Annotated in this window: 14 protein-coding genes and 1 riboswitch; of the genes, 1 reads left to right on the top strand and 13 read right to left on the bottom strand. The window is 61.5% G+C overall.

Going from position 1 to position 19,181, the window contains the following annotated elements:
* Positions 1-112: 112 nt before the first annotated feature.
* The 13 genes from K3G63_RS06870 to pseB form a co-directional block, all read right to left on the bottom strand.
* Positions 113-1,951: an assimilatory sulfite reductase (NADPH) flavoprotein subunit gene (locus K3G63_RS06870; protein WP_220613314.1), complete on the bottom strand. Its 1,839-nt coding sequence runs from the start codon at positions 1,949-1,951 to the stop codon at positions 113-115.
* 50 nt (positions 1,952-2,001) lie between these two features.
* Entirely contained in the window at positions 2,002-2,805 is an 804-nt protein-coding gene (cobA, locus tag K3G63_RS06865) for a uroporphyrinogen-III C-methyltransferase (protein ID WP_220613313.1), read from the bottom strand.
* A gap of 104 nt (positions 2,806-2,909) precedes the next feature.
* Positions 2,910-4,196: a sulfate adenylyltransferase subunit 1 gene (locus K3G63_RS06860; RefSeq protein WP_220613312.1), complete on the bottom strand. Its 1,287-nt coding sequence runs from the start codon at positions 4,194-4,196 to the stop codon at positions 2,910-2,912.
* Between the two features lie 96 nt (positions 4,197-4,292).
* Entirely contained in the window at positions 4,293-5,204 is a 912-nt protein-coding gene (cysD, locus tag K3G63_RS06855; protein ID WP_220613311.1) for a sulfate adenylyltransferase subunit CysD, read from the bottom strand.
* A gap of 175 nt (positions 5,205-5,379) precedes the next feature.
* Entirely contained in the window at positions 5,380-6,156 is a 777-nt protein-coding gene (locus tag K3G63_RS06850; RefSeq protein WP_220613310.1) for a phosphoadenylyl-sulfate reductase, read from the bottom strand.
* A 312-nt stretch (positions 6,157-6,468) separates the two neighbouring features.
* Positions 6,469-6,560: riboswitch (SAM riboswitch) on the bottom strand.
* A 304-nt stretch (positions 6,561-6,864) separates the two neighbouring features.
* Positions 6,865-8,355: a lipopolysaccharide biosynthesis protein gene (locus tag K3G63_RS06845; RefSeq protein ID WP_220613309.1), complete on the bottom strand. Its 1,491-nt coding sequence runs from the start codon at positions 8,353-8,355 to the stop codon at positions 6,865-6,867.
* Between the two features lie 126 nt (positions 8,356-8,481).
* A complete protein-coding gene (locus tag K3G63_RS06840) occupies positions 8,482-9,927 on the bottom strand; it encodes a DUF7033 domain-containing protein (RefSeq protein ID WP_220613308.1) in 1,446 nt (481 codons plus the stop codon).
* Positions 9,928-9,982: 55 nt separating this feature from the next.
* On the bottom strand, positions 9,983-11,275 hold the full coding sequence (locus tag K3G63_RS06835; protein ID WP_259404289.1) for a hypothetical protein: 1,293 nt from the start codon (positions 11,273-11,275) through the stop codon (positions 9,983-9,985).
* Between the two features lie 64 nt (positions 11,276-11,339).
* A complete protein-coding gene (gene pseI, locus K3G63_RS06830; RefSeq protein ID WP_220613307.1) occupies positions 11,340-12,380 on the bottom strand; it encodes a pseudaminic acid synthase in 1,041 nt (346 codons plus the stop codon).
* 46 nt (positions 12,381-12,426) lie between these two features.
* A complete protein-coding gene (gene pseG, locus K3G63_RS06825) occupies positions 12,427-13,959 on the bottom strand; it encodes a UDP-2,4-diacetamido-2,4,6-trideoxy-beta-L-altropyranose hydrolase (protein WP_220613306.1) in 1,533 nt (510 codons plus the stop codon).
* A 49-nt stretch (positions 13,960-14,008) separates the two neighbouring features.
* Entirely contained in the window at positions 14,009-14,734 is a 726-nt protein-coding gene (locus K3G63_RS06820) for a cytidylyltransferase domain-containing protein (RefSeq protein WP_220613305.1), read from the bottom strand.
* Between the two features lie 4 nt (positions 14,735-14,738).
* Positions 14,739-15,917: a UDP-4-amino-4,6-dideoxy-N-acetyl-beta-L-altrosamine transaminase gene (pseC, locus tag K3G63_RS06815; RefSeq protein ID WP_220613304.1), complete on the bottom strand. Its 1,179-nt coding sequence runs from the start codon at positions 15,915-15,917 to the stop codon at positions 14,739-14,741.
* Positions 15,918-16,012: 95 nt separating this feature from the next.
* A complete protein-coding gene (pseB, locus tag K3G63_RS06810) occupies positions 16,013-17,032 on the bottom strand; it encodes a UDP-N-acetylglucosamine 4,6-dehydratase (inverting) (protein ID WP_220613303.1) in 1,020 nt (339 codons plus the stop codon).
* 221 nt (positions 17,033-17,253) lie between these two features.
* Between pseB and K3G63_RS06805 the strand changes: the two genes are divergently transcribed.
* The gene (locus K3G63_RS06805) at positions 17,254-19,071 is read left to right on the top strand and encodes a hypothetical protein (protein WP_220613302.1); all 1,818 of its coding nucleotides are present in this window, start codon (positions 17,254-17,256) and stop codon (positions 19,069-19,071) included.
* Positions 19,072-19,181 lie beyond the last annotated feature (110 nt).

The raw sequence follows: 19,181 nt of genomic DNA, 5'->3' as shown, positions 1-19,181 counted from the left end.
GGTATTTGGAGCTAGACTTACTAGGGTGTTAAGTCGCTCCGGTCAACCACCCCCAACCCCTCCTCATCTGAGGAGGGGAGCTAGTGTCTAGCTCTAGGTTTAGTGGAATAGACTAATACACGTCCTCGAGGTAGCGGCGGGACTTGCGGAGCTGCTTGAGGTAGTCGGCGGCGTAGGCCTCGCCCTGGCCGCTTTCCTGAGCAATGACGGTGAGCAGGGCGCGCTGCACGTCGGCGGCCATGCGGTTTTTGTCGCCGCAGACGTAGAAGGTAGCGCCGTTTTCGAGTTGGTCGTAGAGGCGGCGGCTTTGCTGGAGCAGGCGGTGCTGGATGTATATTTTCTCCTGCTGGTCGCGGGAGAAGGCTACGTCGAGCTGGTGGAGGGTGCCGCGCTTGAGGTGCTGCAGCCACTCGGTTTGGTAGAGGAAGTCGGTGGTGAAGTGGGGGTTACCAAACACCAGCCAGTTCTGACCGGTAGCGCCAGTTTCGGCCCGTTCCTCCACAAAGGCCCGGAACGGCGCCACGCCGGTGCCCGCGCCCACCATAATGATGTCGGTGCTCGGGTCCTGGGGCAGCTTGAAGTACTCGTTGCGGTCCACCCACACCCGGGCCGTGTCGCCGATATGCAGCTGATCGGCCTGGAAGCTGGAGCAGGCCCCGTGCTTGTGGCGGCCGTTGCTTTGGTAGCGCACCGCGCCCACCGTCAGGTGCACTTCCTCGGGGTGGGCCAGCAGGGAAGAAGCAATGGAATACGCCCGGGCCGGCAGAGGCCGCAGCACCGCCGCCAGCTGCTGCCCCGACAGCTCCACGGGAAACTCCTGGAGCAAATCGGCTACGTCGCGGCCGTAGAGGTAGGCGGGTAGCTGGGCTTTGTCGGCCAGGATTTGGCGCAGCTTGGGGTACTGCGGGGCCAGGGCGGCGTAGCGCTCCAGCACGTCGCGGGTGACGACCGACAGCTCCAGGCGCTCCGTAAGCGCGGTGGTTAGGTCTAGCTCCGAGGTTTCCAGGCGCACGGGGGCAGTAGCGTCCAGGCGGGCGGCAGCCAGCACTTCCTGCACCAGGCCGGGGCGGTTGTGGGGCTGCACCATCAGGGCGTCGCCGGCTTCGTACTGAATGCCCGAGCCGGCCAGGGAAAACTCCAGGTGGTACGTTTCCTTGGTAGAGCCGCGGCCGTTGAGCTGAATTTTCTCCAGCAGTTCGGCTTCGAAGGGGTTCCGGCTGCTGTATTCTACCTGCTCTTCCAGCTCCACTTCCGCACCGCCCACCAGGGCCTGAAGGGCAACCGGCTTACCCTGCGCATTGGCTGCTACCGGGGCCGGAGCCACTACCTGGGGCGCCGATTCGGCAATCAGGCTTAGCACTTGCTCGGCCCAGTGGCGGGCTTCGGCTTCAAACTCTACGTCGCAGTCTACGCGCTCCAGGAGGCGCTTGGCGCCCAGCTCGGCCAGGCGCTGGTCGAACTCAAAGCCGGTCTGGCAGAACTGTAGGTAGCTTTTATCCCCGAGGGCCAGCACCGCGAAGCGCAGTTCCGGCAGCTTGGGGGCGCGGGTGCTGAGCAAGAACTGGTGGAGCTCCTCGGCGGCAATGGGTGGGTCGCCTTCTCCCTGGGTGCTCACCACTACCAGCAGTTGCTGCTCGGTTTTGAGGTCCTTGGTGGGGTAGTCGTTCATGTCCCGCACCGTGGCCGTAAGGCCGCGTTTCCGGGCTGCTTCGGCCACAATACCGGCCGCTTTCTTGCTGTTGCCGGTTTGGGAGCCGTAAAGAATGGTGAGGGTAGGAGCGGAGGCCGTAGCCGCCGGGTTGGGGGCCGCGGCCGGGGTAGCATCTGTGCCCACCCGACCATAGAGGTAGCCGCTCAGCCAGAGCAGCTGGCGGTCGGTAAGGCCAGCCGTCAGTTGCTGCAACGTGGCTTCATCAAAGCCAATAGGAAGGGTGGTGGAAGGGAAAGACATGATGAGAGTGGTTCTGGCTGTAAAAAGCGTTAGGCGGCGCGAACAGGCAATCAGGCTACCTTGGCGTAAGAAGCAGGGGTAGCAACCGCAAAAGCCGCGGGCGGCAGTGTGGCCGCCAGGCTGGCCGGAGTAGCCAGTTTGGCTACCTCCCCAATAATGATGATGGCCGGGGCTCCAATGCCTGCTGCCGCGGCCAGCGCCGGCAGCGCCGCTACCGACCCCGTTACTACCTGGGCGTGGGGTAGGGTCCCGTTCTGCACAATGGCGGCCGGGGTATCGGCCTGCCCAAACTGGCGGAACACGGCTACAATGTTTTCCAGCTCGCTTAAGCCCATCAGGATAACCGTGGTAGCGCGGGATTGGGCCGCCTCCGCCACGCTGCCCGACAGCTCGCCGGTGGCCGTGGTGGCCGTAATTACCCGGAAGCCTTCGCTCAGGCCCCGGTGCGTTACCGGAATGCCCACGCTGCCCGCCGCTGCCACGGCACTGCTGATGCCCGGCACGTAGTCGGTAGCTAGGCCATGCGCCTCGGCGTAGAGCATTTCCTCCCGGCCTCGCCCAAACACAAACGGGTCGCCACCTTTGAGGCGCACGACGTGGCCGTAGCGGTGGGCGTACTCTACAATCAGAGCGTTGATTTCGTCCTGCCCGTGGCTGCGCATGCCCCGGCGCTTGCCCACGGGCACGGTCAGGGCATCGGGGCGGGCGTGTTGCAGCAGGGCGTGGTTAGCCAGCGCATCATAGAGAATCACGTCGGCCTCGGCCAGCACCCGCGCGCCCTTGAGCGTGAGTAGCTCCGGGTCGCCAGGACCAGCGCCGAGCACCGTCAGGCGTGGTAATTTGGTGGTGGGCATGGGGGTAGGGCTTGAATAAGAGCTTAGATACTAGAGCTTAGAATGCAGAAGTGTGCTAGCAGGGACCGTATCGGTTCTGAGCTCTCAGCTCTCACTTCTGAGCTCTAAATGGAAAAAGTCACCGGCGGGCCAACGGGCAGGGTGAAGTACTCCGAGTTGGCCGCTTCCACGAGGCCGGCCGCCACCGTGTCGCCGGTCAGCTCATCGACGAGGATAAAGGAGCCAGTGGCGCGGTTTTCCAGGTAGTTGTCCACGGCCAGGGGTAGCGCCGTTTTCAGCCGCACCCGCACAATGTCGTTGAGTTGGGCCGAGTTGGCAGCGCCGCGGGCGAAGGTGTGCACGTTCACCTTGTAGAGGATGGCCGGAATGGCCGCCTTCACCAGGGCCGAATGATGCTGCACCAGCAGCTTGCGGCCCGGCCACAGAGGCTGCTCGCTCATCCAGCAGAGGGTAGCTTCCAGTTCGCGGGTGAGGGTAGGCACCTCGGCCACCGGCACGATGGAGTCGCCGCGGCTCACGTCCACATCGTCGCGCAGGCGCAGCACCACGGCCTGCGGGGCCGAAGCCGATTCTACTTCCTGCTGATTGACTTCAATGGCTTCAATTTCCGATTCCAGGCCCGAGGGTAGCACCGATACCCGGTCGCCGCGGCGGTACTGGCCGCTCTGGATCTGGCCGGCGTAGCCACGGTAGTCGGGCAGCTCGGCGGTTTGGGGCCGGATGACGTACTGGACCTGGAAGCGGGCCGGAGCGGCCGTTTCCGAAGCGCCAGGTACGCTTTCCAGGTGTTCCAGCAGGCTGGGGCCCGTGTACCAGGGTAGGTGCGCCGACTTCTTCACCACGTTGTCGCCGTTGAGGGCGCTGAGTGGAATAGCCGTGGCCGTAGGCAGGTTGAAGTGGTTGGTCAGCTCGGCGTAGTCGGTAGCAATCCGGGCAAAAACTGCCTCGTCGTAGCCGACCAGGTCCATCTTGTTCACGGCCAGCACAAAGTGCCGGATGCCCAGCAGGGCGGCAATGAGGGTGTGGCGGCGGGTTTGTTCAATCACGCCCTGGCGGGCATCAACCAACACAATGGCCAGGTCGGCGTTGCTGGCGCCGGTTACCATGTTGCGGGTGTACTGCACGTGGCCCGGTGCATCGGTAATGATGAACTTGCGGCGGGGGGTAGTGAAATACTTGTACGCCACATCAATGGTGATGCCCTGCTCGCGCTCGGCCCGCAGGCCGTCGGTCAGTAGGGCCAAATCCACGGTGCCATTGGAAGCCTGGCGCTTTTCCAGGGCCGCCAGCACATCCAGCGACACGGATTCGGAATCGTAGAGCAAGCGGCCAATCAGGGTGCTTTTGCCGTCGTCCACGCTGCCGCAGGTGATAAATCGGAGTAAGTCCACTTTATAAGACGTTAGAAATGAGAGCTTAGAACTTAGAAATTGAATTGAAAGCCAGAACATCCTCTAGGTTCTGGGCTCTTGGTTCTAAGCTCTAAATCAGAAATACCCGTTGCGTTTGCGGTCTTCCATGCCGGCTTCGGAGATATTGTCGTCGAGGCGGGTGGCGCCCCGTTCGCTTACTTTGGCCAGCAGCAAATCCTGAATGATGTCCTCCACGGTAGCGGCGTCGCTTTCCACGGCGGCGGTGCAGGTAGAGTCGCCCACGGTGCGGAAGCGCACCTGCCGGGTCACGATTTCATCGTCCTCATCGAGGCGCAGGTGTTCCGAAAGGCCCAGCAGCTGGCCGGTGGGGAGCACCACGCACGTGCGCTCGTGGCCGAAGTAGATGTCGGGCAGGGCAATATTTTCGCGCTGGATGTAGCGCCACACGTCTAGCTCCGTCCAGTTGGAAATGGGGAATACGCGCACGTTTTCGCCCTTCTGAATGCGGCCGTTGTAGATGTTCCAGAGCTCCGGGCGCTGGCGCTTGGGGTCCCACTGGCCAAACTCGTCGCGGACGGAGAAGATGCGCTCCTTGGCGCGGGCCTTTTCCTCATCACGGCGGGCCCCGCCAATGCAGGCGTCAAACTCAAACTCCTCGATTACCTCCAGCAGCGTGTACGTCTGCAGCGGGTTGCGGCTGGGGAACTTGCCGCCCGGCTCGCGCAGCCGCTGGCGCTTGATGGTGTCTTCCACCTTCCGGACAATGAGCTTTTCGCCCAGACTTTCGGCCAGCTGGTCGCGGTAGGCCAGCACCTCGGGGAAGTTGTGGCCGGTATCCACGTGCACCAGCGGAAAGGGAAAGCGGCCGGGACGGAAGGCTTTTTCGGCCAAGCGCGTCAGCACGATGGAGTCTTTGCCACCGGAAAAGAGAAGGGCCGGGCGCTCAAACTGGCCGGCCACCTCCCGCAGGATGTGGATGGCTTCGGCTTCGAGCCGGTCGAGGTAATCGAAAGAAGGGGTACTCATATAATTCTGAGTTCAGTTTTGCATTGGGACGTCATTCCGAGCCTGCGAGGAATCTGGCTCGGGCTCGTTCTGGCGGGGTGCCTCACCCTGTAGCCCCTCTTCAGGGGAGCCGAAAGATTGGAGTCGCTTCTAATGGGACGCTTCCTTCGTCAGTATGCCGTTCTTTCTTATTGTGCTAACCTGCGGGCACCGGCTCCACTACTGGGTCGGGGCCGTTGTGGTGGGCGGTGGCGTGCAGGCCGCACTCCTTGGCCGAAAGGTTCTCCCACCACCAGCGGCCGGCGCGGAAGTCCTCGCCCGGCCGGATGGCGCGGGTGCAAGGGGCGCACCCAATGCTCACGAAGCCCTGCTGATGCAGGGTGTTCACGGGTACATGGTGCTCTTTGGTGAAGGCCACAGCCTGGTCCCAGGTCCAGTCGAACAGGGGATGGACTTTCACCAGGTTATGGGCCGCGTCCCATTCCACCGGATCCATGGTCTGCCGGTTCTGCGACTGCTCGGCGCGGATGCCCGTCACCCAGGCGGCTCTCCCAGCCAGTGCCCGGTTCAGGGGCTCTACCTTGCGGATAAAGCAGCACTCCTTCCGGTTGTCCACGCTCTCGTAGAAGGAGTTAGGGCCCTTCGCCAGCATGAGCTGCTCCACGCTTTCCCGCTGGGGGTAGTACACCGCAATGGGCTGCTCGTACTTGAGCAGGGTTTTATTCCAGGTGGCGTAGGTTTCCTGAAAATTGCGACCTGTATCGAGGGTGAAAACCTGGATGGGCAGCTGGTGGGTGAAAATCAGATGGCTGATAATCTGGTCTTCCAGGCCAAAAGAGGTTGAGAAGACGGCCTGTGAGGGAAAGTGCTCCGCCACGAGGCGCAGCCGCTCCAGCGCGGAAGCCTGAATCAGCCGGGGGCGCAGGTCGTTCAGCAAGGCATAAACGGCCGGCGCAGCAGTTGCTGCGGACATAACAAAGAAAGAAGGGAGGAAAACCGGCCCGTAGGCGCAGGTTTCGGCCAAACGAAGGCCCTAGCACAGAGGAGTGGCGCTGCTACAGAAAGCGCCACCGACAGCAGTCGGGCGAAAAGTTGGGCGTACGCAATGGCAACTCGCACGAGAAACCGTGTTAGCCGAGCTGCTTAGTCGTACAAACCAGAAAAAGGAGGAGGTGAGTGGCTAACAACAACACGGCATACCCATCATAGCACAACACCCATGCTGTAGAGCAGAGGGAGTGGCGGATGCGGCGGCGGAGTTGGACAAGCGGTTCACGGCTAGTTGTTTTTATATGGTCAGGAGTTGGCACCGTTTCGGATGGTCCGCTGGTTGCCGGCGTTTCGTCGAGCCTGTCTCTCCACGCCTCTGTATAAAAACAATCCTTTGTGGGGAAAGAATTGGTAGGGCAAAAGTAGTGGTCAGAATTTTACACTACCAAATTTTATTTTTTCAGCAGTAGGGCACTAATGGTACTACCTGGTGCTTGGCGCCCTACTGCCGATGGTGCCAATAGTTTCTGGTGAAGTTGGAAAAGTTGAAGTTTGCCAGTGAGCTTACTGGGTACTATAGCGTACTGGTAGCTTTGGTTAAACCCTTTAGTTTTATTCGGGAGGATGCAAAACTGCAGCCCGCGACAAAAAATCGTTGAGGCTATATGGTGGGGTAGTTTATTCGTATTGTTTAATTTTTCTTCCTGCTGAAACGCTCCCACAGCTTGCGTAAAAAGGCAGTTGCTTCGGGCGCAGAATTTGTCAGGAGAATAAGCCCGCCATACACCAACGTCAGCACGGTAGAGCGCAGCAGCATGGTCAGCAGGGCCGAGCTGAGGGTGGGCATCAGCCAGCCGGCTACCCCGGCCACGGCCGCAATGCCCAATATTAGTGGGATTCGCCAAGTGAAGGGCTGCATGCGGTAGCTGTGCCACACAAACCAGGTGCGGGCCACATTGATGCTTACCTGTGCTACGCAGGCCGCCACCGCCGCCCCCACCATGCCCAGGCGCGGAATCAGCAGCCCATTCAGCACAATAGTGAGCAGTGCCAGAGACACGTTGAAAATCAAATCAAAGCGGTAGCGCGGGGACGTCACTACCATCAGGCCATTGACGCCCGTGATGCCATCGAAAAGCTTACTGCCCAGCAGAAGCACCACCACCACTGTGCCTTCGGCGTAGCGGGCATTGCGCATCAGGGAGTAAATAAAGTCCAGGTTCAAACTGATGCCCAGGAACAGCAGGCAGCCGATGAGTGTGTTGAGTCGGGTAGCGCGGCGGTAGAAATCGGCCATGCGCGGCAGGTCCTGCTGCTTCCAGTAATCGGCCAGCAGGGGAAAGGCCACTTTGTTAAGGGAGCGGGCCGGAATGGCCAGGGCCGTGCTGATGTTGCCGGCTACCACGTAAATGCCGGCTGCCGCCACGCTCACCTGGGCGCCTACCATCAGGGTATCAATGAACATAATGATGCTGCCCGACAGGCTGCCGAGCAGGGTAAAAGCGCCCATGCCCAGCATCTCGCGCAGGGGCCGCACCGTGAGCACCTGCCGCGTGGGCCGCCAGTGCAGCTCCCCAATGGCCGCCACGTAGGCCGTTAGCAGCAGGGCAATGGCGCTGTTAACTCCTACAAACCACAGCACGTAACCCGAGAAGGACAGGAAGCCAAAGCCAAATAGCAAGGCGCCCGCCACAATCAGAACCCGCAGCAGAATATCCTGCACGAAGGAAGAAAAGGCCGTGTGGTACAGCGCCTTCAGGTAGGCATCCTGCACCGAGTAGAGCATGGTAAACAGCGCCAGCACGGCGCCCCAGGCGTAGTATGGGGCCAGCAGGGGCGCATCCCGCCCGTACCAGGTCAGCAGCAGCGGTTCGCCCAGGAAATACAGGGTAGTCACCACCGCAAACCCCAGCAGCGGCACACCCACTAGCAGCGGCAGAAACCCCCGGTGGCCCGACTCCGGGTGGCGGAAGTAGGGAAAAAACCGGATGCCCACGCTAGCAAAGCCGAAGGCCGCCACCTGGGCGTAGAGTGTGGCCACCGAAGAGAGAGTAGCCGTAACGCCCAACTGCTCCGGCTGCAGAAAGTTGGGCAGCACGAGGGCCGTACTCACAAAGCCCAGCGCCAGCCCGATGTAGGAAATAATGGTGTTGCGCAGCCCCTGCCGCTGAACGATACCCAAACGGTAAATGCGTAATTGAGTGAATGAGCGAATGAACTAGCAATGTCATTCCGAGCGGAGCGAGGAATCTAGGTTTCCCATCCAACGCAGTAACTCAGATTCCTCGCTCCGCTCGGAATGACGTTGCTAGCCCATTTGCTCACAAATTTCCTGGCCGTTGACGAAGGCCACGTTGCGGCTGCGAAGGTACTCCATGATTTCGGCGAACTGGCGGGGACCGGTATTCTCGTTGGCCGGGTCGAAGTTTTCGTTGTGCCAAAGCACCGTGCACACTCCCCCGAACCGCTCCATCTCCTGGAACATCGGCATCAGGGCCGGCAGGATTTCCTGGGGTGCCAGCTGGAGGTAGCGCGGGTGGTGCAGGGTAGCATCCATCACGTTGAGCGGGATTTCGAGAAATTTAGATGTCTGAATAGAGTTTTTTGGTCCCAGGGTAAAGAAAGCTGGTGCTTCTGATGGTAGCGTATAAAGCCTCATTTGCGGAGGATTAACGATAAAAGGATCAGCATTAAAATTGAAAGGATAGAACGGCCGGCAGTAGGAATTTCGAAAGCCAAAGTGCTCGGCGAAGCCCAGTGTCGAGTCATAAGTGAAATTATTCATACTGAGCAAGGTGGGAGTAATGCGTGGCTCCCAACCCAGATAATGGAATCGGATACCGCTACACGGTATCGGAATTTTAAGCCAATCGGTTTTTAGCTTTCCTCCATGCGTTGCCGTGCCCAGACCTGCGTGCAGACCTACTTCCGCATCTTGGATAGCGGCTGCGGCTTCAGGCCACACCTTCCGCAGCTTGTAATCCGCGTTAGGCGTGCCATTGGCGGCTTTTCTGTGCTCGGGCAGGAAGAAAAACGTGCTTTTGGCGCCATAGCTAGCCACCGTTTTTTGCACTAGTTGAAGGTTGTCCCAGGCATCGGGGGAAGTGAGGTGCCGCCACAGCTGCCGCCCGAAGCGCAGGAGCCGGCCCTGGCGCAGGGCGGCCTTGGCAGGGGCTTTCCAGGCGCTGTACAGGTTGTCGATGTCGTGGGTGATGAAGGCGGCCCAGGCGGCACCGTTTTCCCAGCGGCGCGGGGGTAGGGGCTGGCCCGTAACGTGCTCCACGGCCGTTTTCAGTACATCGAAATAGTAGTTTACCACCGGCACCGGCACGAAGCCGTAGCGGTGCTGCACGCTGGCCGAGTAAGGAAAACGGCCGTGCTGGTCGCGCTCCTCCGAAAAGTACTCCTGCCAGCCGCTGAGCAGGTAGAAAGCCCCTGAAATGATATCGGCGTGAACGAGGGCGCGGCCACCAGGGAGCAGCTCCAGCAAGGGCTTTTGCGGCTCGGGGTCGAAGAAAAACGGGATGGTGCGCCCTAGCCACTGCCTTTGGGTGGGTGCCGGGGGGTAGGGCTGCTGCGCGCTGAAAAACAGACCAGCCGCGTCGGCTACCTCCACCTGCGGCTGCAAATCAGCGTACCCGATGGAAACATCCGGCACAGCCTCATAAGCCATACGAAAGTGCCGAAGCACGTAGGCTAAGCGAACTTCAGCAGAAATAGGGTGCGGCACAGCGGGAAAAGGAGGAGCAGTCATGGATGGCAAAGTAAGCCCTATCGAATTATTCCGCGCCCCTCGGCGGGCATCACTTTCAGCGAGCTTGTTGCCCTAGCCACTCCCGTAGCAGCCGGACGGCCCGTTCCTGGCTGTGGCCTTCATCAGGGGTGCCCAGGGTGGCGTTGTAGTAGGCCGCGCGATGGTACAAATCGGTGGGCTTATGGTGCTGGTAGCGCCGCAGTAGCCCGCTCAGCTCAGGTAGGGTGGGGGCGCGCGCTACCAGGCCATGAGCCACGTACCCGTAGTAATCTTCGGCCACGCCGTGGGTGCCAAACCGGAAATAAATGCTGGCCAAATTCAGCAGGGTAGCCTCCAAGTGGGTGCTGGTATCGGCGGCAATCAGAGCATCGTGCTCGGCCAGAAACTCGAAAATGGTTTGCTGGCGGGCATCCGAGAAATGCAGCTGCGGGTGGCGCTGGTGCAGAAACGAAAAGTCGCGGGTGTCGCCGGGGTGGGGCCGAAACGTGAAGGTAAGGTCCGGAAACTCCCGCAGCAGGTGGGCGAGGGTAGCGGCTACGGCCTCCGTTTCATCGAGCGTGTTGATGGCCACGGCCACGCGCCGTACAGTAGGGTTCTGGTTTTTACGCGCTAAAAACGCATCAGCCTTGGGCATGCCTACCAGCTCTACCCGGCCCGCCACGGGGCCGCACTGCCGGTACTTGTCCAGGGCGTCCTGGCCTTCCAGTAAGCTGAAATCGAAGCCCAGGGGTGGGAAGTTGGTGCTGACGCTGGCATGCTGCACGTAGGCCGTGGGCACGCCACAAGCGCGGGCTGCCAGCAGCAAGGCCCGGGCATCGTCGTTGTGGTCGTTGGCGAAGATGACGGCGCGGGGCTGATAATGACGCAAGGCCCGGCAGTACACTTCATAGTAGCCAATGGCATTGAAAATCAAGTCGAAGAACCGCCAGGCCCGTGTGCCTTCCGTGCGCTTCAGGCCCTGGTATACGGTAGGCAATTGACCGTAGTACAGTAGCTTACGGCGCAGGGAAAGGCGGTTTACTACCCCGTTGTAGCGGCCAATCTGCTTACTCTGGCCGGCTACCAGCACCGTGTTCGGCAGGCTTTCCCGCAGAAAGTGCAGGGAGTCATAGTTGTTCTGGCTGACCACGTACAGCCACACCGCGCCGCGTAGTTGCTCCCGGTTGCGCACCGGCTTACACAGATTGCCCACCAGCCGCAGCCCCGCGTAGCCGGCCACCTTGGCAAGGCGCTTCCAGGGGCTGGCCGGGGAAATGGCCTCCAGCATGTGGGCCGGTAGCGAAGCAAACAGGTCGGTAAAACGCAGTTGCAGAATGTCGCGCAGGCGGGCGGTGGCAGAATCGGGCATAGGGCACAAAAATAGCGCGCTACCCGGGAGTAGCGCGCTATCAGGAAGCGAGGTCTATCGAGTTCTAAAGGGCATCCCAGGTGAGCGGTGTCCCGGCGCGCAGGGGTTGGCGGGCCGGTTTGCCTAGGAGCTGATCGTAGTAGCGCGGGGGCAGACCGTCGCCGGGGCGCACTACCCGTAGATTTTCCTTGGTAAATACCTCGCCGGCCGCAATATCCTGGGCTATATACAAGGAGCGTTTGTAAAGCCGACTTTTTTCTTCGGCGCGCTGTACGCCGTACTGCACCTGCCCCAGGGCTTGCCAGGCACGCTCGGTTTCTGTCACCAACTGGGCTACCTCTTCCGGCTCCAGGGAGAAAGCCGAGTCCACGCCCCCGTCGGCGCGGCGCAGGGTGACGTGCTTTTCTACCACGCAGGCTCCCAGGGCCACGGCCGCTACGGCCGCGCCTACCCCCATGGTGTGGTCGGAGAGGCCCACCAGGGCATCGGGGAAGAGCTGCTGGAAGTGGGGCAGGGTGCGCAGGTTGGTGTTCTGGGGTGTGGCGGGGTAGGTGCTGGTGCACTTCAGTAGCACCAGCTCGCGGCAGCCAGCTTCGCGCAGCACCTGCACGGCTTCGGCTACCTCAGAGAGTTGACTGGCGCCGGTGCTCATAATCACGGGCTTGCCGGTGGCGGCTACCCGGCGCAGCAAGGGCCAGTCGGTGTTTTCGAAGGAGGCAATTTTGTAAGCCGGCACGTCGAGGGTTTCCAGGAAATCGACGGCAGTTTCATCGAAGGGCGAGCTAAAGGCCAGCATGCCGTGCTGCCGGGCCCGGTCAAAGAGGGGCTTGTGCCACTCCCAGGGCGTGTGGGCCTCCTGGTACAGCTCGTGCAGCTCGCGGCCGTACCACAGGGAGTTCGGGTCGTCGATGCGGTAGGCGCCGGGCAGCGTCATCGTATCGGCGGTGTAGGTTTGGAGCTTGATGGCGTGGGCCCCGGCGGCGGCCATGGCATCCACAATGGCCAGGCCGCGGTTGAGGTCCTGGTTGTGGTTGCCGCTGAGCTCAGCAATGATGAGCGGGGGCTGATCGGGGCCGATGAGGCGGGAGCCAAGAGAGAAATTCATGCGGCAAAAGTACAAGGTAAGGGCCGAAATCAGGCGTACAGCTCGCTTAGGCCGTGCCTGCAGTGTGCCAGCCGAAAGTAAGAACTCCATCGGTGGAAGCTTCCGGCAACTGCTGAAACCCGGCCCGCTCAAAAGCCCGCACCGACGGTACATTGGCTCCCTGCACATAGCCCACCACTTGCCGCACCTGCGGGAAATGCTCCGCCAGCCGCCGCGTACCGGCCAGCAGCAGCAGCGGCGCCAGCCCCCGGCCCCGGAACGCGGCATCCAGCAGGTAGCTCAGGGTAGCCTTTTCCTCTTCAATGGCAAACCGGATGAGCCCGGCCGGGCGGCCTGTAGCGGCATCCTGGGCTAGTAGCAGCAGGGCATTCGGGTCTTGCAGGCGCGCGGCCAGCCACTGCTCATGGTTCGAGCGGGAAACGGGGGTAGGGGTGAAGGAGAATTGCCGCACGGCCGGCTCGTTGGTCCAGGCCAGGAGCTGGTCCGAGTCGGTGGCGACAACCGGCCGGAGGTAAAACGGCGGTGGCGGCAGCTGCAACGCCCGAAACTCCTGGCGCAGGCGCACGGGGGCCAGCCCATCGAATACCTGGCGCTGCTGGTGGCGCAGGCGCTGGGCCACGCGCTCCGCTTCCGGCGAGGTAAGCACGTTAGCTGCCGAAGGGTAGGGTAGGGCCATGCCTTGCTGGCGGAGGTAGTGGTCAATGTCGTGCTGATTGTCGGCGGTGGGCAGCAGAAACAGTAGGCCGCCCCCGGCTGCCGCGTATTCGTAGCTGACAGTGCTGGCCGAGCACACGGCAGCCCCACATTGGCCCATCAGAGCGGCCAAGTCGGGGCCCGAAAGGTGGCGGTGGAGCAAGAGTCGGGGTTGTTCCTCGGCCCAGGCGCTCAGGGTTTCCCAGCCTGGGTAGGCGCTGCCCACCACGGCGTGCACCTGCCGCACCGAAGGCAGCGCCAGCAGCTCGGCGGCCACTCGCTGGGTTTGGTGGGTTGGGTCGGCCCCGCCCAGGCAAACGAGCACGGTATCAGGTAAGGCTAGCGGCTTAGAGGCCTCGCGGGAGCGGAAAGCAGCGCGCAAAGGGGCGAAGGCCGGTCCGCTCAGCAGGCGGGCACCGGGCTGACGCAGCTCGTACTGGCGGGGCGTGAGGCCGCCGGCCGGGTTCAGAATTAGGTCGGCGGCGAGGGGGTAGGCGTGCAGATCGTCGAGGTAGACCAGCCGTGCTATGGCGCCGCGCACGGTATTCTGGTACTCGTAGCGAAAGTCGTAGCCATCTAGCACCAGCACGTCGGTAGGCCGCAAGATGTGGCGCACTAGAGTAGCGGCTTCTTCCGGCAGGGGCTGGCCTGCGGGTAGCTGCTCTACTCGCAGGCCAGCCGCCAGGAGCTGCTCAATCAGCGCCGCATCCGGCTCCCGAATCAGGAAAAGCTGCTCCGCAAAATCGGGGCGCAGGATTTCTGCCAAGGCCAGCAGCCGCATCACGTGCCCGAGGCCAATGCGGGAGTTTCCATCGGCTCGTAGTACCAAGCGAGGCGAAGCGGCAGAGTTGGGGCGAGCAGCGGGGGTAGGCACCGAAGATTGCATGGCCCGAAGGTAGATACTCGCTCCGAGCCTGGCGTTCAAAAGAAGAGAATCAAACCTTTTTCTGCTCTACGTGGGCGTTCAGAGCCACGAGGGCAGGATGCGCGTCCAGGACCGCAATTAGCTCATCCGCTGCTAAGTCAGCCGCCCGGTACTCTTCAATCAAGGTCCGAATCAGGGTGAAATCATCGGGCGTGTCCACGGTAAGGCGGTAGCTGCTGCGGTCCACCGTGCGGCGCACATGCCGGAAGTCCACGCGGCCGGAGCGGTTCTGGTGGATGTAGGGCGTTACGTGCTCCCGGTCGGCAGGCAGGGTAGCATGCGCGTGAGCTTCTTCCAGTAACTCCCGCGAAAATACCTCAAAATCGAAGCCGCGGGGAAAGGTTCGCTCTAGCACGTTAGACAGATAAAGGCGGGGGTTGGCGGCGGCTACATAGTCCGCTACGGCCCCCGCAATCAGGCTTCCGTCCAGCAGGGGGCAGTCAGAGGTAACCCGCACAATCACATCGAGGTTGTGCTGCTGGGCGCACTGCTGAAACCGGGCCAGTACATCTTCTTCCGACCCACGGGTGCAGGGCAGGTGGTGGGCCGCGGCGTAGGTGGCCAGCACATCATCGGGCGTGTTAGTGGTAATGGCCAGATACAGCGGCAGGTTGCTCCAGCGCAGGCGCGCTACGTGGTAGTCCAGCAGAGGCCGGCCGGCGGCGTGGTGCAGCACCTTGCCGGGCAGGCGGGTGCTGGTCATACGGGCCTGAGAAATAATGCCGATGTTGGTCACGGAGTTAGGCTTGCATGAATTCCCGGATGCAGTCAAGTACGTACAGCTGTTCCCCATCCGTAAGGCTCGGAAACAGTGGAATGCTAAGGCAATGAGCGTAATAGTTTTCGGCCCGCGGGAAGTCGCCGGGTTGCCAGCCTAGCTGCTGGTAGTACGGCATGGTGTGCACCGGGATGTAGTGCACCTGGGCAAATATTTCCTTGGTGCGCAGGAAATCATAGAGCCCTTTGCGGTCAGCAACCTGAATGACGTAGAGGTGGTAGGCGTGGCCCGCCGCAGGCGTGAGGGGTTGCACGCCAGGCATATCGGCGAAAGCAGCATCATAGCGGGCGGCCAGTTCGCGGCGGCGCTGTAGGCCCTCTTCGGCGCGGGTGAGCTGGCTGATGCCGAGGGCGCAGAGCATGTCGGGCATACGGTAGTTGTAGCCCAGCTCCTGCATTTCCATGTACCAGCCTCCGTCGGAGGGGCGTTGCAGCTGCGTGGGCTCTTTCGTGATGCCGTGGGTGCGCAGGCGCAGCAGGTGCTCGTAGAGGTCTTGCCGGTTGGTGGTAATCATGCCGCCCTCGCCGGTGGCAATGTGCTTGACGGGGTGGAAGCTGAAAATAGCCAGCTCCGCAAACTGCCCGTTGCCGCAGCGCTGCTCCCGGCCCTGGCTGTCGGTAAAAGAACCGCCGGGCGCGTGGCAGGCGTCCTCAATCAGCCAGAGGCCAAACTCATCGGCCAGCTGACGGGCCTCCTCCAAGTTCACCGGCAGACCCGCGAAATCCACCGGAATCAGGCCGTGGAAGTAGCCTTGTGGGTGGCTTTCCAGCAGGCGCCGCACGGCCTTCAGGTCAATGAGGGCGGTAGCGGGGTCGATATCGGCGAAGTGCACCTCGCCGCCGCAGTAGCGCACGCAGTTGGCCGAGGCCGAGAAGGTGATGGGGGTAGTAATGACGCGCTGGCCCGGCTGCACGCCCAGCGCCATAGCGCACAGGTGCAGCGCCGCCGTGCCATTGGCTACCGCCACCGCATAGTTTGCCCCCACGTAAGCCGCGAACTTCTGCTCAAACTCCGCCACTTTGGGGCCTTGGGTGAGGTAGTCAGAATACAGGGTTTCCGTCACGGCCTGCACATCTTCAGGCGTGATTTGCTGGCGGCCGTAGGCAATGGGGCGAGTAGGGGAGAAGGGAGAGGCTGGCATAGGTACCTCAAAGGTAACCGCTGCTGAAACAACTTGGAAAGCAAAAAAGGCCGCTTTCCTCGGAAAACGGCCTTTTGGTTCGGATTAGCGTGCTTTTACGCCTCAAATCCTGCGTCCACATGCAGGCGAATTTCCTCGCGGATCTGGGCAGCGTCGAGCCACTCGGTGTTGTTGCTGGAATCGTAGTGGAAGCCGGGTTCTACGCGGCGGCCACCGAAGTGCTTGATGAAGTCGTCAACATCCCAACGGGGGGTGAAGGGCAAAATCACGTAGTACTTATCCAGCTCCACGGTGCTCAGGGCGTCGGTTTCGGTAATCATTTCCTCGTGCAGCTTCTCGCCCGGCCGGATGCCCACAATTTCCTGGCGGCAGTCGGGGCCGATGGCTTTGGCTACCTCCGTAATCTTGTAGCTCGGAATCTTGGGCACGAAAATCTCCCCGCCCCAGCTGTGCTCCAAGGCATACAGCACCAGGTCCACGCCTTCTTCCAGGGAAATGTTGAAGCGGGTCATGTCGGGGTGGGTGATGGGCAGCACGCCGGTGTGGCGGCGCTGCAGGAAAAACGGCACCACCGAGCCACGCGAGCCGATTACGTTGCCGTAGCGCACCACCGAAAAACGCAGGTCGCGGGAGCCCTTCATGTTGTTGGCCGCCACGAACAGCTTGTCGGAGCAGAGCTTGGTGGCCCCGTAAAGGTTGATGGGCGCGGCGGCTTTGTCGGTGCTCAGGGCTACCACATCCTTCACACCGCAGTCCAGGGCCGCGTTAATCACGTTTTCAGCCCCAAAAATGTTGGTTTTGATGCACTCCATCGGGTTGTACTCGGCGGCCGGCACCTGCTTGAGGGCGGCGGCGTGCACAATAATATCAATCCCCTCACAGGCCCGTTTCATGCGCTCGGCATCGCGCACGTCGCCAATGAAATAGCGAATGGCGGGGTACTTGGAGTGGGGAAAAATCTGCGACATCTCGAATTGCTTCAGCTCGTCGCGCGAGTACACCACCAGGCGCCTTACCTGGGGATATTTCTCGAACACGGTCTGCACGAACTGCTTGCCGAACGAACCGGTGCCGCCGGTTACCAGAATGGATTTATGATTGAGGTCGAGGGCCATGATGGGAAAACAAGCCCGTGGCTAGGGTGCCGCCGGGGTAAGGGAAGCAAAAGTAGGCATTCCGCCGGGAGCTTACGTACTTTTGCTAGCGTTACCAAGTCCCCGCTGTCATCCTGCACTTGCGCCAGGGACTTCCCTCGCTTTGATGGGGTAGTAGCCATTCCTCCCCTGAGCAGCCCTTCGCGCAGACGCAGGATGACAGCCTCTTTTTTACTTTTCCTATGGCCGCCGCTACCCCCACCCAACCCATCAAAGTCATCATCTGGGACCTGGACGATACATTCTGGAAGGGCACGCTCTCAGAAGGAGCAGTAGAGGCGCTGGAGGATAATCTGCAGCTGGTGCGCGACACGGCGGCCCGCGGCATCGTGCACACCATTGTCAGCAAGAACGATTTCGCGCTGGCTGAAGCCAAGCTGCTGGAGCTGGGCATCCGCGACCTGTTCGTGTTCCCGCAAATCAGCTGGCAACCCAAGGGCCCCATTATCAAGCAGCTGCTGGAGCAGATGCAGCTGCGGGCCCCCAACGCCCTGTTTCTGGATGATAACTCCATGAACCGGGCGGAAGCGCAATACTACAACCCCGAGCTGCAGGTAGCCGACCCCGCCGAGCTGCCCAAGCTGGCTCCGCAGCTGCGCGCCAGCGGCAAGCCGGACCCCACATTTTCGCGCCTGGAGCAGTACAAATTGCTGGAGCGCCAGCAACAGGCCCGCGCCGCCTACGATGATAACCTGGCCTTTCTGCGCGACGCCCAGGTGCGCATCGAGTTCCGCGAAGGAGCAGGGGTAGGGCCCGATCTGGACCGCATCGAGGAACTGATCAACCGCTCTAACCAACTCAATTTTACTAAGCGCCGCGTTACCAAAGACGAACTGCAGGTCAGCTTCGCGGATGCTACCCGCCGCTGGGGCACCGTGCGGGTGCGCGACCGGTTCGGGGACTATGGACTGGTAGGAATTTACTGCCTGAACACAACTAGTAATCAGCTGGAACAGCTGGTGTTTTCCTGCCGGATTCTGCACTTGGGCGTAGAGCAGTTCACCTACGCCCACCTTGGTTTTCCGACGTTGGAGGTACAGGGCGAGGTAGCCACTACCCTCAACAACACAGACAAACCCGACTGGATTACCATCGAAACCGAAAACCCGGTTGCGGCAGCCTCTGCCCCGGCCGGGGAACGGCTGCGTGTGCTGCTGAAAGGCGGCTGCGACCTGGGCCAACTCACACCTTTCCTGCAGGCATTCGACTTGGCGGTGGTCGAAGAATTCAACTACAACAACGAGCATCAGATTCCGGTCCACCTGGAGCATACGGCCTTGTTGCGCGCCGGGCGCGAGTGGCCTGCCCAGGAGCAGCAGCGCCTAGCTGCCACGCTACCCTTCCTCGGCCGCGAAGCCTTCGAAACGCAGCTTTGGAGCGGCAATTACGACGTGCTGGTGTACAGCCCCCTCATGGATTACACCCAGGAGTTGTACCGCGAAAAATCCTCTGGCTTAGAAATTCCGTTCGGTGGCTACCAGAACCTCACAGCCGTGGACCCCGCCACGCAGGCAGCCAAGTACGCCCAGCGCCGTTTTCAGGGTATGGATGAAGCCTTCTTGCGCCGATTTCAGCAGGAGTTTGAGTTCGTCGGGCAGATTTCGCCCGAGCAGTTCACGAAAAACCTGCGGTGGCTGCGGGCTCAGGTGCCGGTTCAGGTGCCCATTTTCCTGCTGAACGGAGCCGAAATAGAGGTGCCCGGCTCGGGCGAAACTGGCGCCAAAGAGAGGCACCACCTAATGAACCAGGCTCTGATGGATTTTGCAGCTTCCGCCGAAAACTGCCAGGTAGTAGATGTTCGCGACTTCGTGCAGACGCCCGCCGACGTGACCAACAACCTCCGCCACTACCACCGCCAGCACTACCGCACCCTGGCCCAGCGCCTAGCCGCCGCCATCGGCCAGTGGCACGGCCACCATCTCGACCATTCCACTTGGACCGACCTGAAAGCCCGCGCCGCCAGCCTGGTGCCCGGCAAGCTGCGCGGCTTGTTTAAGTAAAGTGATGAGTTGAAGTGTGATAAGGTGACAAGTAACAGGTTACAAACAGAACGTCATTCCGAGCTTGTCGAGGAATCTCGCGTGGGCAACCTCACCCCCCGACTCCCCCT

Source organism: Hymenobacter sp. HSC-4F20 (assembly GCF_019599275.1).
In the GTDB taxonomy this organism is placed as follows: Bacteria; Bacteroidota; Bacteroidia; order Cytophagales; family Hymenobacteraceae; genus Hymenobacter.
Note: the sequence above shows the minus strand (reverse complement) of the source record. Positions and strands in the feature narration are given on the sequence as shown.

Excerpts from the sequence above, each read along its gene's own strand:
- pseC (WP_220613304.1), bottom strand. The coding sequence starts at position 15,917 with ATGCCAGCCTCTCCCTTCTCCCCTACTCGCCCCATTGCCTACGGCCGC.
- pseG (WP_220613306.1), bottom strand. The coding sequence starts at position 13,959 with ATGCAATCTTCGGTGCCTACCCCCGCTGCTCGCCCCAACTCTGCCGCT.
- K3G63_RS06850 (WP_220613310.1), bottom strand. The coding sequence starts at position 6,156 with ATGTCCGCAGCAACTGCTGCGCCGGCCGTTTATGCCTTGCTGAACGAC.
- pseI (WP_220613307.1), bottom strand. The coding sequence starts at position 12,380 with ATGAATTTCTCTCTTGGCTCCCGCCTCATCGGCCCCGATCAGCCCCCG.
- K3G63_RS06840 (WP_220613308.1), bottom strand. The coding sequence starts at position 9,927 with ATGACTGCTCCTCCTTTTCCCGCTGTGCCGCACCCTATTTCTGCTGAA.
- K3G63_RS06870 (WP_220613314.1), bottom strand. The coding sequence starts at position 1,951 with ATGTCTTTCCCTTCCACCACCCTTCCTATTGGCTTTGATGAAGCCACG.
- cysD (WP_220613311.1), bottom strand. The coding sequence starts at position 5,204 with ATGAGTACCCCTTCTTTCGATTACCTCGACCGGCTCGAAGCCGAAGCC.
- cobA (WP_220613313.1), bottom strand. The coding sequence starts at position 2,805 with ATGCCCACCACCAAATTACCACGCCTGACGGTGCTCGGCGCTGGTCCT.
- K3G63_RS06835 (WP_259404289.1), bottom strand. The coding sequence starts at position 11,275 with ATGCCCGATTCTGCCACCGCCCGCCTGCGCGACATTCTGCAACTGCGT.
- pseB (WP_220613303.1), bottom strand. The coding sequence starts at position 17,032 with ATGGCCCTCGACCTCAATCATAAATCCATTCTGGTAACCGGCGGCACC.
- K3G63_RS06805 (WP_220613302.1), top strand. The coding sequence starts at position 17,254 with ATGGCCGCCGCTACCCCCACCCAACCCATCAAAGTCATCATCTGGGAC.